We start from the raw sequence: 12642 nt of genomic DNA on the forward strand, positions 1-12642 counted from the left end.
GACTGATCCCGCATCACAAGCAGGAGCGTAGGCAAGATGCTGTTTAGCCCACGTGAAAGGTCTGACCGGTTTGTAGGCCTTCGACGCTTTTGGCGTAGGCCAATGCCACGTCGGCGGCGGGCACTGGCTTGTATCCGCGAAAGTACGGGGCGTACTTGTCCATCGCCTCCAGCAGCACGTTCGGGCTCACCGAATTGACTCTCAAGCCCCTTGGCAACTCGATGGCCGCCGCGCGGACAAAACTGTCCAGGGCCCCGTTGACCAAGGCCGCCGACGCGCCGCTCTTGATCGGGTCGTGGCTGAGCACCCCGGTGGTGAAGGTGAAAGAGGCGCCGTCGTTGGCGAATTCGCGGCCGATGAGCAGCAGGTTGACCTGGCCCATCAGCTTGTCTTTCAAGCCCAGGGCGAAGCTTTCTTCGCTCATGTCGCCCAAGGGCGCGAAGGTGACATTGCCGGCGGCGCAGACCAGGGCATCGAAGCGCCCGGTCTTTTCGAACAGGGCGCGGATCGAGGCGCTGTCGCTGATGTCCACTTGCAACTCGCCGCTGTTGCGGCCGATGCGAATGATGTCGTGGCGCGGCGACAGTTCGTGGTCGATGGCCGAACCGATGGTGCCGTTGGCGCCGATCAACAGGATTTTCATGGGCTGTTCCTCTATGGATGGGAAGAGGTTGCAGTCTAGAAGGGTTCCTTTTGTTGATAATCGTGCTAATAGGCAACCTTTGGTTTTCAATTGGAAACAATCCAATGAGCGAGATGGATGACCTGGCGGCGTTTGCCGTATTGATGGAGGCCGGCAGCTTTACTCTGGCGGCGCAACAGTTGGGCTGTAGCAAGGGCCAGTTGTCCAAGCGCATCAGCCTGTTGGAAAGCCGCTTCAGCGTGGTGCTGCTGCAACGCACCACCCGGCGCCTGAGCCTCACGGCGGCGGGGGCGGCGTTGTTGCCCCAGGCCCAGGCGCTGCTGGTGCAGGTGGAAAAGGCGCGTCAGGCATTGGCCCGATTGAAGGACGACGTGGCCGGGCCGGTGCGTATGACAGTTCCGGTGTCGTTGGGCGAAACCTTTTTTGAGGGTTTGCTGGTGGAGTTCGCTCACACGTATCCCCATGTGCAGATTGAACTGGAACTCAGCAACGGCTACCGCGACCTGGCCCGCGAAGGCTTCGACCTGGCGATCCGCTCGGACGCCGCCATCGACGAGCGACTGGTGGCTCGGCCGTTGTTGGCGTGGCACGAAATGACCTGCGCCAGCCCGGCTTATCTCGACCGTCATGGCGAACCGGACACGCCCCAGGCCCTGGCGGAGCACCGCTGCCTGCTCAACAGCCATTACAGCGGCCGGGAGGAATGGTTGTACCACCAGCAGCACGAACTGCTGCGGGTCCGGGTGTCGGGGCCGTTCGCCAGCAACCACTACAGCCTGTTGAAAAAAGCCGCCCTGGCCGGTGCCGGAATCGCCCGGCTGCCGTCGTACCTGTTGCACGAAGAATTGGCTGACGGGCGCTTGCGACGGATCCTGAGCGGTTTTCAGACTCGGCGCATGCCGATGTACTTGGTGCATCCCTATCAAGGTGGCCTGCCCAAGCGGACGCAGGTGCTGGCCGACTATCTGATCGACTGGTTCAAGCGCAGCGGTGAAGCGTTGGACCGTCTCCAGGGATAGCGCCACACAGGCCCTGGTGGGAAGGCGCCTGCTCGCGAAAACAGTGGATCAGTCGCCAGTGCTGTTTTTGACACCGCGCTTCTGTGAGCAGGCTCGCTCCCACACAGCGACCCAGTGGTCAATTGACAGTTTGCCGGGCCCGCGTGCCATCAAGTAGAGCAGCACGGCGGCCCAGGTGCCATGGGTCGGATAGGCATCCGGGTAGACGAAGGTCTGGATGGTCAGGGTCATGCCCAGCAGCGCCAGCGCCGAGAAACGCGTGGCAAGCCCCAGCAGGATCAGCACGGGGAAAAAGTGCTCGGCGAATGCCGCCAGGTGAGCCGCGACCTCTGCCGACAACAACGGCACAGGGTATTCACTCTTGAACAGTGGAACGGTCGAGTCGGCCAGGTGCGGCCAACCGAGCTGGAAGGTGCCGTCGATCAGGTCGATGGCCAGCCCTTCAACCTTGGTCTGCCCGGATTTCCAGAACACCGCTGCAATGGAGAACCGCGCAATGAAGGCGATCAGGCTGTGGGGAATCTGTTCCAACAGGGCGATAGCGCGTGTGACGAGCGTGTTCATGGCAAGACCTTGTCGTGATGCAAGCAAGTGATGGCGTGGTGGCTGATCAGCAGCGCCAGGGTGTGGCCCGGGTCGGCGTCCGGCGCAAAGGCCCACGCCTGGTCCAACGACAGGCCGTTTTGCAGGTGATGGATGAAGGTGTATGTCGCGTGGTCGATAGCGAACACTTCGACGTCGAGCCCGTTGCGCAGGACCAGGGCTTGTTGTGCCTGGCCCGGATCGATGCCGGCGAGTGTCTCCCCGGCCTGATGAGCGGCCCAGATCGCCACGACCGCGAAGGCTGAGGCGAGCAGGTGCACGGACGGATGAAGCATCACGCGCAGCGTGCCCAGCGAGGGCGGGTCGGCGAGTGCCGCGGCCAGGAGCCCAAGGTCCGCGGCCTGGGCGTCAGCGGCGTGGTAGGCCAGTGTGCGCAGTCGTTCCAGCCGGGCCACATCCGCCAGGTACGGCACGGAGGACGCCGGTTCGAAACGCTCGATGAAATCCGCCAGGCCGGCGCCGTAGCGATTCATCAGTGGGCTGTCGGGTGGGCAGGCTTGCGCGTGAACGCCCGCCATGGCCTGGAAGAACTCATCGCCAACCAATTGCCGAACCACCGGGTAGCCGTCCGCCAATGCGTTGATCAATGAGCCCAGGACGTTGTTGCGATACACCGCGAAGCGGCTCGCCGGGTCGGCGCCGTTGGCGCAGCACAAACCGGGTGGGCACGCCTGCCGGGGGGCGAGCAGGGCGGCGGCGAATGTGGCCTGGCTGCTCATATCAGCCTCCGCGCGCCGTGCAGCAGTTCGTCGGCCTGGCGGGCTTCCTCCAGCAAGACGCTGAAGGCCGGTACTTGGTTATCTCGCTCGATCAGGGTTGCCACCGGACCGATGCGCTCCAGCACTTGCCGATACAACGCCCAGACCGCCAGGTCGATGGGTGCGCCATGGTCGTCGATCAGTAAACGGTCACCCAGGTTGTCGGCATCTTCGGCAAACCCGGCCAGGTGTATCTCGCCCACCGCGTGCAGCGGCAAGGCATCGAGATAACCCAGGGGATCGCGCTGGTGGTTGGCGCAGGACACGTAGAGGTTGTTGACGTCCAGCAGCAGGCCGCAACCGGTGCGGCGGATGACATCGCTGAGGAAGTCGGGCTCGTCAATGGTCGAGCGTTCGAATGCCAGGTAGGTCGCCGGGTTTTCCAGCAACATCGGGCGCTTGAGGGTTTCCTGCACGTGTTCGATGTGGTCGCAGACGCGGTCCAGCGTTTGCGCGTCGTAGGCCAGGGGCAGCAGGTCGTTGAGAAACACCGGGCCATGGCTCGACCAGGCCAGGTGTTCGGAAAAGGCTTGGGGTTGATAGCGTTCGATCAGTTCGGCGAGGCGCTTGAGGTGCACCTCATCCAGCTTGCCCTCGGTGCCGATGGACAGGCCGACACCGTGCAGCGACAGCGGATAGTGTTCGCGGATCAAACTCAGGTAATGATGAAACGGGCCGCCGGCCACCATGTAGTTTTCGGCGTGGACTTCAAAGAAACCGATATCGGGCCTTGAACCGAGCACTGCTTGGAAGTGCCCGGTCTTGAGCCCCAGCCCGGCACGGGGCGGGAGCTCGACGCGGGCTGCCTGGGCGCCGGGGACAGCAGGTTTGCAAGACGTGGTCATGATCGACACTCAGGCAGCCAGGGGATCAGGACTTGGCTTTGAAGGCTTCGAGCTGACCGAAACCGGTCGGCGACGTTTTGCTTTCGGTGGTCATGCAAGTGCCTTTCGGGACGAGTTTCCAGGCGTTACCCTGATAGTCCATCTTGGCGGTGCCGGCACAGGTCGTGCCCGCCCCGGCGGCGCAGTTGTTTTGCCCTTTCATGGCGACGCCAAAGCATTTTTCCATGTTGTCGTCAGCGGCGTGGGCGGTCGATACGGCGGCGATGCTCAGCGCGGAACCCAGGGCCAGGACCAGGGCGGAAGCGGACAGGGTGCGGGTGGTAGCGGACATGATGTTCTCCAGTTCTTCTTGGGAAATGAACCGGCGTGAGCGCCGGTCTGCTGAACTAGAGACGGGACGTGGGGAAGTGTTACAGCGAGTGCTTGAATTTTTTCCCAGCGGGAGCAAGCGCCCTCGCCACGTAGCGGTGCAGGTGTGCAAAAAAAACGGCCCGAAGGCCGTTTTCTGTTGGCTGCAAACGTTAACCGCCCAGGTACGCCTCGCGCACTTTTGGGTCGGTCAGCAAGGCTTCACCGCTGCCTTGCATCACCACGCGGCCGTTTTCCAGTACGTAGGCCCGGTCGGCGATCTTCAGGGCCTGGTTGGCGTTCTGCTCCACCAGGAACACCGTCACGCCATCCTTGCGCAGCTGTTCGATGATGTCGAAGATCTGCTGGATGATGATCGGCGCCAACCCCAGGGACGGCTCGTCGAGCAGCAGCAGCTTGGGCTTGCTCATCAGCGCACGGCCGATGGCGAGCATTTGCTGTTCGCCGCCGGACATGGTGCCGCCGCGTTGGGTAAAACGCTCTTTCAGGCGTGGGAAAAGGTGCAGGACCTTGTCCATCTGTTCCTGATAGTCGCCCTTGTCGGTGAAGAACCCGCCCATGGCGAGGTTTTCTTCCACGGTCAGTCGGGCAAACACCCGACGACCTTCCGGCACCACCGCGATGCTCTTGCGCATGATCTGCGAAGAGTCCTGGCCCACCAGTTCCTCGCCCATGTAGCGGATGCTGCCGCTGCGGGCCTGGGGCGAACCGCAGAGGGTCATCAGCAGCGTGGACTTACCGGCGCCGTTGGCACCGATCAGCGTCACGATTTCGCCCTGGCGGACGTCGACGTTGACACTGTGCAGGGCCTGGATCTTGCCGTAGAAGGTGGAAACGTTTTCGAACTGCAGCATTTACGCTTCCCCCAGGTAGGCTTTGATCACTTCAGGATTGTCGCGGATCTGGTCCGGCGTGCCGTCGGCCAGGGGCGTGCCCTGGTTGATCACCACGATGTGGTCGGAAATGCTCATGACCAGTTTCATGTCGTGCTCGATCAGCAGCACCGTGACGTTGTGCTCCTCGCGCAGCACGCTGATCAGTGCCTTCAGGTCTTCGGTTTCCTTGGGGTTCAGGCCGGCGGCCGGTTCGTCGAGCATGAGGATCCGCGGACGGGTCATCATGCAGCGGGCGATTTCCAGGCGCCGTTGCTGACCGTAGGCCAGGGTGCCGGCGGTCCGGTTGGCGAACTCCTTGAGGTTGACCTTCTCCAGCCAGTACTCGGCGTACTCCATGGCCTCGCGTTCGCTCTTGCGGAACGACGGGGTCTTGAACAGGCCGGCAAAGAAGTTGGTGTTCAGGTGACGGTGCTGGGCGATCAGCAGGTTCTCGATCGCCGTCATGTCCTTGAACAACCGCACGTTCTGGAAGGTGCGCACCACGCCCTTGAGGGCGATCTTGTGCCCCGGCAGGCCCTGGATCGGCTCGCCGTCCAGCAGGATGCTACCGCCGGTTGGCTGGTAGAAGCCAGTCAGGCAATTGAACACCGTGGTCTTGCCCGCGCCGTTCGGCCCGATCAAGGCAACCACCTGTTTCTCTTTCACGGTCAGGGCCACGCCATTGACCGCCAGCAAGCCGCCGAAGCGCATGCTCAAATTTTCAACCTTGAGGATCTCGCGGCTCATTTGCGCAGCTCCATGTGAGGGCGTTGCATAGGCAGCAGACCTTGGGGACGCCAGATCATCATCAGCACCATCAGGGCGCCGAACATCAACATGCGGTATTCGCTGAATTCACGCATCATTTCAGGCAACAGGATCATCACCACGGCGGCCAGGATCACCCCCAACTGCGAGCCCATCCCGCCCAGCACCACGATGGCGAGGATGATCGCCGACTCGATGAAGGTGAAGGACTCCGGTGTCACCAGGCCCTGGCGGGCGGCGAAGAAGCTGCCGGCGAAACCGGCGAAGGCGGCGCCCAGGGTGAAGGCCGAGAGCTTGATCACGGTCGGGTTGAGCCCCAGCGCGCGGCAGGCGATCTCGTCTTCGCGCAGCGCTTCCCACGCACGGCCGATCGGCATGCGCAGCAGGCGGTTGATCACGAACAGCGCGGCCAGGGCCAGCAACAGGGCAACGAGGTAGAGGAAGATGACCTTGTTGATCGAGTTGTATTCCAGGCCGAAGTATTCGTGGAACGTCTGCAGGCCTTCGGCGGCCTTGCGCTCGAAGGTCAGGCCGAAGAACGTCGGCTTCTCGATGTTGCTGATGCCGTTCGGACCACCGGTGATGTCGGTCAGGTTGCGCAGGAACAGACGGATGATCTCGCCGAAGCCCAGGGTCACGATGGCCAGGTAGTCACCCCGCAGGCGCAGCACGGGGAAGCCCAGCAGGAAACCGAAGGTGGCGGCCATCATCCCGGCGATCGGCAGGCAGATCCAGAAGCTCAGGCCGAAGTAATGGGACAGCAGCGCATAGCTGTAGGCCCCGACGGCGTAGAAGCCCACGTAGCCCAGGTCCAGCAGGCCGGCCAGGCCCACCACGATGTTCAGGCCGAGGCCGAGCATCACGTAGATCAGGATCAACGTGGCGATGTCCACCGCGCCGCGCGAGCCGAAGAACGGCCACACCAGCGCGCCGACGATCAGGGCCAGGATGATCCAGCGCTGGGTGGTCGGCAGGGTCAGGAAGTGGCTGGCCTTGGCCGGGATCACCGGCAGGCCGGGCGAGGACTTCCAGGCCGCGCTGATCTGGGTGCTGAACAGCACGCGCAGGAACATCAATAGCGAGCACGCGGCGATGGTCATCAGGATGGCCGGGCTGGTGCCGTGCACTTCCAGGTTGATGCCGACGATGGTCAGTTTGAGACCGAGTACCGGGTAGGCCACGGCCCAGACCAGCAGGGCGCTGAAAAGCGCCGATTTGAGATGCCTAGTCATACTTTTTCAACCTCCGGACGGCCCAGGATGCCGGTCGGCCGGAATAACAGGACCAGAACCAACAAGCCGAACGCCACGACGTCCTTGTACTGGTCGCCGAAGATATCGGCGCCAAAGGCTTCCGCTACGCCCAGCACCAACCCGCCGAGCATGGCGCCGGGGATGCTGCCAATACCGCCCAGCACCGCGGCGGTGAAGGCCTTGAGGCCGACGAGGAAACCGGCGTTGGGGTTGATCACGCCGTATTGCATGCTCAACAGCACCGCGGCGACGGCCGCCAGGGCCGCACCGATGACGAAGGTCAGGGCGATGATGTTGTTGGTGTTGATGCCCAGCAGGTTGGCCATCTTGATGTCTTCGGCACAGGCGCGGCAGGCGCGGCCCAGGCGGGAGCGGGAGATGAACAGCGTGAGGCCGAGCATGGCGAGCAGGGTCACCACGAACACCACGATTTGCATGTACGAAATCAGCACTTCATGTGCGCCACCTGGCCCGATGGCGAAGTTGCCCGGAATCAGGTTGGGAATGGATTTGTCCTTGGAGTCTTGCGAAAGCAGAACCGTGTTCTGCAGGAAGATCGACATGCCGATGGCGGAAATCAGCGGGATCAGACGGTTGCTGCCGCGCAAGGGGCGGTAGGCGATCCGTTCGATGCTGTAGCCATAGGAACTGGTGACCACGATGCTCGCGATGAAAGCCGCGGTCATCAACAGCGGGACACTGTCGAGTCCCATCATGCTCAGCCCGGCGATGGCGATGAACGCCACGTAGGAGCCGATCATGTACACCTCGCCGTGGGCGAAGTTGATCATTCCAATGATGCCGTAGACCATCGTATAGCCGATGGCGATCAGGGCATACGTGCTGCCAACGGTCAGGCCGTTAACCAGCTGCTGGAAGAAGTGATAGATGTCAGGCATTACAGCGCTCCTAAAAACCTGATACGCATTTCACTGGTGGAGTCATTTTCCCGCCCGGCCCCGTGGATCTGCATCCACTTCGAGCACGAGGTTGGCCAGCGAACCGCTGATGACGGTTTTGAGATTTTCAGGTGGGGAGACTGGCGGATCACGCCAGCGCGGCCCAATACATTCAAAACAAAGCCCACGGCACGCCGTGGGCTTTATTGGCAGTCAGTCAGGCCAGGCCTTACTGAGGCGAAACTTCGGTTTTAGGCTTGCCGAAGTGCCACTCGTAGACCACGAACTTGAAGTCCTTCAGGTCGCCCTTGGCGTCGAAGCTCAGGTCGCCGGTCGGGGTCTTGAAGGTGCCGGCGTGGATGGCTTCGGCCACTTTGGTCGGGTCTTCGCTCTTGGTTTCGGTGATGGCTTGGGCAATCACCTGGACGGCGGAGTAGGACGGGAACACGAACGGACCGCTCGGGTCTTCCTTCTTGGCCTTGAAGGCGTCAGCCAGGGCGATGTTGGCCGGATCCTGGTCGAAGGACTTCGGCAGGGTCACCAGCAGGCCTTCGGAGGATTCCTTGGCGATCTGCGAGATGGAGTCGTTGCCCACGCCTTCCGGGCCCATGAACTTGGCCTTCAGGCCCTTTTCCTCGGACTGACGCAGGATCAGGCCCAGCTCCGGGTGGTAGCCGCCGTAGTAGACGAAGTCGACGTTGGCTTGCTTGAGCTTGGCGATCATCGAGGAGAAATCTTTGTCGCCGGCGTTCACGCCTTCGAAGACGGCCACTTTCACGCCTTTCTTCTCGAGGGTCGATTTCACCGCGCTGGCGATGCCTTCACCGTACTGCTGCTTGTCGTGCAGGACCGCAACGACCTTCGGCTTGACGTGGTCGGCGATGTAGTTGCCGGCCGCCGGGCCTTGGGCGCTGTCCAGGCCGATGGTGCGGAAGATCATCTTGTAGCCGCGAGCGGTGATGTCCGGGCTGGTGGCCGCCGGAGTGATCATGATCACGCCTTCGTCTTCGTAGATGTCCGAAGCCGGCTGGGTGGAGCTGGAGCACAGGTGGCCGACCACGAACTTGACGCCGTCGTTGACGACCTTGTTCGCAACGGCAACTGCTTGTTTTGGATCGCAGGCATCATCGTATTCAACGGCGACGAGTTGCTTGCCGTTCACGCCGCCCTTGGCGTTGATTTGCTCGATGGCCATCTTGGAGCCACTGAACTGCATGTCGCCGTATTGGGCTACAGGGCCGGTTTTCGGGCCGGCGATGCCGATCTTGATGGTGTCTGCGGCGAACGAATGGCTGGCAACCCCGGCCAGAACCATAGCGGCAAACAGTTTGGAAATCTGCTTAGTAGCCTTAGTCATAGTGCTCCACTCATGCTGTTGTAGTTTTTATAGTCCTGGCGCCGTAGCAGCAGAACCGGGTCAGATATCTTGGATATCCTCGCGGAAAATGCCCCCGGCAACTGTACCGGTACAGTGTAGAGCGCCGATTGTTGGCAAGGGAAGCTGGCGCTTGGGGGCAAATCCTGAGGGTGTCGCTTTATTGAAAGAAAAAGACAGAATAGCGACGGGGTTTCTCCGGTCAAATCGGCATTCCCTGGCACCTGCTGCACTTTTCAATCGGCCCTCCATTTACTACCGGGTTTTTCTGCCGGACCACCGACGTTATCATTCGCGCCGATTTCTTTTCCGGACAGGCCCATGAACCAAGAACCTAGCACCCTCTATGCCAAGCTGCTCGGTGAAACCGCATCCATCACCTGGAAGGAGCTGGAACCGTTCTTCGCCAAGGGTGCCCTATTATGGGTCGACCCGGCACTGGATTTGATCGCCGCCGCCGAAGCCGTGGCCCAGGACGAAGGCGAGAAAGTCTCCGCCTGGTTGGCCGGCGAGCAGCTCGCGAAACTGTCTGAAACGCGGGCGCTGGATTTTCTGGAGCGTGATCCGCAGCTCTGGGCGGTGGTGGTTTCGCCTTGGATCCTGATCCAGGAAAGGGCGTCGAAGTGATCGATGCACCAACTTGGGTCGCTGCGCGCGCGGTATAAAAGTGTGTAGGTGAGTAGCGTGATGGCATCCTGCCGTGGTGAAACGCCACAGGGCAGGGTGACGTATACGTAACGGGAACAGTTTATTGAGCAGCCTTAGGGCTGCTTAATTGTTTCTGGATGTTGTTCAGGTGCGGGATTCAGGACCGCTATCGCGAGCAAGCTCGCTCCCACAGTGGGTCTGTGTACACAAAACCCTGTGGGAGCGAGCTTGCTCGCGATTGGAGGCAACACGGTGCTGCGCCGGACTCAATAAGTCCTGCCTGTATGGTTGTTCAACGAAATAACCTTGGTCTTGCCAATGCGATGACGGTAGATCTCGCGCAGGTACTTGATGGCCTTTTTCACGCAGTCGCGTGACAGGCGGATGTCATTGATCGAGACGAACTTCTCCTTGTCGTTGATCAGCTCGCGGTATTTCTTCTCGTACATCGGCTTGATGGCGTACCAGTTGGTGTCGAGGATCTTCGCCGGGTTTTCGAACTCGTTGAGCAGGTCGTCGATGCGTTCTTCGTCGAAGTCTTCGTTGATGATGAAGTCCAGGATCGAGTTGTCCAGGGTGTCGTCGAAGCGGTACGGCGTGCGGGCGAAGCAGCGCTTGATGAACGCCACGATCAGGGTCAGGAAGTCATCCGACAGGCACGGGCTCTTGGCGATCAGGGTGGTCAGCGACAGGTTGGCCGAGGCGCCGATCACCAGCGCGTAACGCTTGAGCGTGGTGTTGGGGAACAGGCTGTTGAGGTGGGTCTTGAGCCGGTTCAGGTCCATGTAGGACAGCTTGTAGTCCTTGGGCAAGGACACGATCGACACCACCGACGAGCAGTTCTTGAAGAAGTGCAGGTCATGCAGGGCCGCGGCGTCGTAGCCGGAGTTCTTGTACTGCTCCAGCGACGCCCGGTAGCGCTTGGATTCGATCGGCAACAGGCTGATGCCTTCGATGGCCTGGGTGACCTTGTTGAAGTGCGGCAGGTCGATGGAGCGGAAGAACAGGTCGTCGATGTTCAGGCGTGGCGGCTCTTTCTCGAACACCTTGAACTTGTCACCGCTCGGCGCCGGGGTTTCCGGGACCACCGATTCGGCGTAGGCAATGGCCACCGGGCCGGCCAGGCTCATGAACAGGTCGTTGGCGTCCAGGCGAATGGTTTCGCCGATGTCGATGCCGGCCCGACGGAAATAGTTCTGGTCGTAATCGGTGGTGACCGCCTGGGCGGTCAGGATGTTGAAAATCTGCTGGGAGATGTACTGGTTGGCGTGTTTCTCCATGGCGTTGACATCGATGTTCTGGATGTTGCCGTCGTCGCTTTCCTCGGCATAACGCATGATGTCGTTGGAGATCAGCATCATCGCGTTCCATGGGCGGATCCGGCCCATGACGCTGGCTTCGCTGCTGTCTTCATTGGCGAAGTTGTATGAAAAATCCCATTCTTCCGAGAGGTATTTGCACAGCAGCCGCCCGGCGTTGATGTGCAGCGCCTCGGACATTTCACTGCGGTGGTCGGAAATGTTCGGCAGCACGCAGATGCCGCTGGTGAAGATCGGCTCGAAGACGAAGGAGTGGCCGCTCTTGCTGTCGTGTTCGTCCATCGGCTTGGTGTCGAACGTCTTGTTCATGTACGAGTACTGCTGGGCCAGGCCGAACTCCGAGGCCATGCCCGAACCGGTGCCACCACCGGCACTGAAGATCGAGAAATACAGGCGCGATTGGTTGGCCTTGATGCCGCAGCTGTCGATCAGGTACGAGTGGATCATTTTCCAGTCGGGGCTGGAGAAACGCTGGGTGTCCTTGTTCAGGATGATCTTGGCCAGGTACTGGCCCAGGATCGGCGCGTTACCGGCGCCGCCGGCGTGGACCTCCGACAAGTCCATGATTTTCATCTTGCTGTAGTCACGCAAAAAGCCGCTCTTTTCGCCCTTGCGTGAGAAGCGGATGCGCCCGGCGATGTCCTTGTCCAGGTCGCCGAGCATGACCAGCGGTTCCACCAGGAACACCGGCTTGCTGGCCTTGCCGGTGCCCAGGCGCAGGTTGTGACGGATCCACTGCGCGGGGCTGTAGCCCTTGTCGTAGTGCTTGTCTTCGGCGTTGAACTCGTTGAGGTAGAACTTGCGCGCGTTGTAGACCAGCTCCGCCACGTCCAGGGCGATGTTGGAGCCGCAGCGGCCCAGGCCGATCAGGCACACCGACGGGAATTCCTGCTGGTTGCGGTCGTATTCGTCATCCACCAGGTGCGGTGGGCGCGGGAACACGGTGTCGCGCAGGCCGTCGAGGTTGTCGAGGATGCGGTCGGTATTGGTCTCGGTGAAGTACAGGTACTGCTGGGTCGACAAGGGGCGTGAGGCGCTCGACACCGTCGACGTTTCAAAGCCGTTGGCGGCCGGGCCCAGGGTCAGATCGGATACCGCAGTGGCTGTTTTTTTGGAAGTCATTGTGCGCCGTACGCCTGAACTGGTGGGTTGGACGACCGCTGTCATCGAACCATAGCGGATGAAAGAAGCTTCATGATGGATCGGCCACCGGGACATGATCTTTAATCGAGAACCGGCAAAATGATGGCAATTGTTACGGTATGTTG

13 protein-coding genes are annotated in these 12642 nt (G+C 61.2%); 2 read left to right on the plus strand and 11 right to left on the minus strand.

Annotated elements, in window-relative coordinates:
- Positions 1–43: 43 nt before the first annotated feature.
- Positions 44–643: a short chain dehydrogenase gene (locus V3H56_RS06180; RefSeq protein ID WP_042730101.1), complete on the minus strand. Its 600-nt coding sequence runs from the start codon at positions 641–643 to the stop codon at positions 44–46.
- 104 nt (positions 644–747) lie between these two features.
- Between V3H56_RS06180 and V3H56_RS06185 the strand changes: the two genes are divergently transcribed.
- Positions 748–1662: a LysR family transcriptional regulator gene (locus V3H56_RS06185; RefSeq protein WP_042730100.1), complete on the plus strand. Its 915-nt coding sequence runs from the start codon at positions 748–750 to the stop codon at positions 1660–1662.
- A 48-nt stretch (positions 1663–1710) separates the two neighbouring features.
- On the opposite strand, the gene V3H56_RS06190 is transcribed toward V3H56_RS06185, so the two are convergent.
- From V3H56_RS06190 to V3H56_RS06230, 9 genes are all read right to left on the minus strand, one after another.
- Positions 1711–2226, minus strand: a complete 516-nt coding sequence (locus tag V3H56_RS06190) for a DoxX family protein (protein ID WP_042730099.1) — start codon at positions 2224–2226, stop codon at positions 1711–1713.
- Positions 2223–2984, minus strand: coding sequence for a DNA-binding domain-containing protein (locus V3H56_RS06195; protein WP_338474350.1), 762 nt, complete (start codon positions 2982–2984; stop codon positions 2223–2225). Before V3H56_RS06195 ends, V3H56_RS06190 begins: the two co-directional genes overlap by 4 nt.
- Positions 2981–3868 (minus strand): DUF692 domain-containing protein, encoded by an 888-nt coding sequence (locus tag V3H56_RS06200; protein WP_338474351.1) that lies wholly within the window; start codon positions 3866–3868, stop codon positions 2981–2983. The genes V3H56_RS06195 and V3H56_RS06200 overlap by 4 nt, the downstream gene beginning before the upstream one ends.
- 25 nt (positions 3869–3893) lie before the next feature.
- Positions 3894–4199 (minus strand): DUF2282 domain-containing protein, encoded by a 306-nt coding sequence (locus V3H56_RS06205; RefSeq protein ID WP_042730096.1) that lies wholly within the window; start codon positions 4197–4199, stop codon positions 3894–3896.
- A gap of 190 nt (positions 4200–4389) precedes the next feature.
- Positions 4390–5091 carry an ABC transporter ATP-binding protein gene (locus tag V3H56_RS06210; RefSeq protein ID WP_042730095.1) on the minus strand — a complete coding sequence of 234 codons (702 nt, stop codon included), beginning with the start codon at positions 5089–5091 and terminating at the stop codon, positions 4390–4392.
- Positions 5092–5859 carry a high-affinity branched-chain amino acid ABC transporter ATP-binding protein LivG gene (gene livG / locus V3H56_RS06215; RefSeq protein WP_042730094.1) on the minus strand — a complete coding sequence of 256 codons (768 nt, stop codon included), beginning with the start codon at positions 5857–5859 and terminating at the stop codon, positions 5092–5094.
- The gene (locus tag V3H56_RS06220) at positions 5856–7112 is read right to left on the minus strand and encodes a high-affinity branched-chain amino acid ABC transporter permease LivM (protein ID WP_042730093.1); all 1257 of its coding nucleotides are present in this window, start codon (positions 7110–7112) and stop codon (positions 5856–5858) included. Before V3H56_RS06220 ends, livG begins: the two co-directional genes overlap by 4 nt.
- The gene (gene livH, locus V3H56_RS06225; RefSeq protein WP_042730092.1) at positions 7109–8032 is read right to left on the minus strand and encodes a high-affinity branched-chain amino acid ABC transporter permease LivH; all 924 of its coding nucleotides are present in this window, start codon (positions 8030–8032) and stop codon (positions 7109–7111) included. Before livH ends, V3H56_RS06220 begins: the two co-directional genes overlap by 4 nt.
- A gap of 229 nt (positions 8033–8261) precedes the next feature.
- On the minus strand, positions 8262–9389 hold the full coding sequence (locus tag V3H56_RS06230) for a branched-chain amino acid ABC transporter substrate-binding protein (RefSeq protein WP_042730091.1): 1128 nt from the start codon (positions 9387–9389) through the stop codon (positions 8262–8264).
- Positions 9390–9728: 339 nt separating this feature from the next.
- On the opposite strand from V3H56_RS06230, the gene V3H56_RS06235 reads away from it, so the two are divergent.
- Complete coding sequence (locus tag V3H56_RS06235; protein ID WP_047736943.1) at positions 9729–10034, plus strand: DUF2288 domain-containing protein; 306 nt, start codon at positions 9729–9731, stop codon at positions 10032–10034.
- Between the two features lie 287 nt (positions 10035–10321).
- On the opposite strand, the gene V3H56_RS06240 is transcribed toward V3H56_RS06235, so the two are convergent.
- Positions 10322–12496, minus strand: coding sequence for a hypothetical protein (locus tag V3H56_RS06240; RefSeq protein ID WP_042730089.1), 2175 nt, complete (start codon positions 12494–12496; stop codon positions 10322–10324).
- Positions 12497–12642: the final 146 nt, after the last annotated feature.

This window comes from Pseudomonas sp. MS646, from assembly GCF_036693845.1.
Taxonomy (GTDB): Bacteria; Pseudomonadota; Gammaproteobacteria; order Pseudomonadales; family Pseudomonadaceae; genus Aquipseudomonas; species Aquipseudomonas chlororaphis_E.

What these genes read in the sequence shown, in the direction of transcription:
- V3H56_RS06195 (WP_338474350.1), bottom strand. Translation starts at nt 2,984, where the DNA reads ATGAGCAGCCAGGCCACATTCGCCGCCGCCCTGCTCGCCCCCCGGCAG.
- V3H56_RS06185 (WP_042730100.1), top strand. Translation starts at nt 748, where the DNA reads ATGAGCGAGATGGATGACCTGGCGGCGTTTGCCGTATTGATGGAGGCC.
- V3H56_RS06200 (WP_338474351.1), bottom strand. Translation starts at nt 3,868, where the DNA reads ATGACCACGTCTTGCAAACCTGCTGTCCCCGGCGCCCAGGCAGCCCGC.
- V3H56_RS06205 (WP_042730096.1), bottom strand. Translation starts at nt 4,199, where the DNA reads ATGTCCGCTACCACCCGCACCCTGTCCGCTTCCGCCCTGGTCCTGGCC.
- V3H56_RS06230 (WP_042730091.1), bottom strand. Translation starts at nt 9,389, where the DNA reads ATGACTAAGGCTACTAAGCAGATTTCCAAACTGTTTGCCGCTATGGTT.
- V3H56_RS06240 (WP_042730089.1), bottom strand. Translation starts at nt 12,496, where the DNA reads ATGACTTCCAAAAAAACAGCCACTGCGGTATCCGATCTGACCCTGGGC.
- livH (WP_042730092.1), bottom strand. Translation starts at nt 8,032, where the DNA reads ATGCCTGACATCTATCACTTCTTCCAGCAGCTGGTTAACGGCCTGACC.
- V3H56_RS06180 (WP_042730101.1), bottom strand. Translation starts at nt 643, where the DNA reads ATGAAAATCCTGTTGATCGGCGCCAACGGCACCATCGGTTCGGCCATC.
- V3H56_RS06190 (WP_042730099.1), bottom strand. Translation starts at nt 2,226, where the DNA reads ATGAACACGCTCGTCACACGCGCTATCGCCCTGTTGGAACAGATTCCC.
- V3H56_RS06235 (WP_047736943.1), top strand. Translation starts at nt 9,729, where the DNA reads ATGAACCAAGAACCTAGCACCCTCTATGCCAAGCTGCTCGGTGAAACC.
- livG (WP_042730094.1), bottom strand. Translation starts at nt 5,859, where the DNA reads ATGAGCCGCGAGATCCTCAAGGTTGAAAATTTGAGCATGCGCTTCGGC.
- V3H56_RS06220 (WP_042730093.1), bottom strand. Translation starts at nt 7,112, where the DNA reads ATGACTAGGCATCTCAAATCGGCGCTTTTCAGCGCCCTGCTGGTCTGG.
- V3H56_RS06210 (WP_042730095.1), bottom strand. Translation starts at nt 5,091, where the DNA reads ATGCTGCAGTTCGAAAACGTTTCCACCTTCTACGGCAAGATCCAGGCC.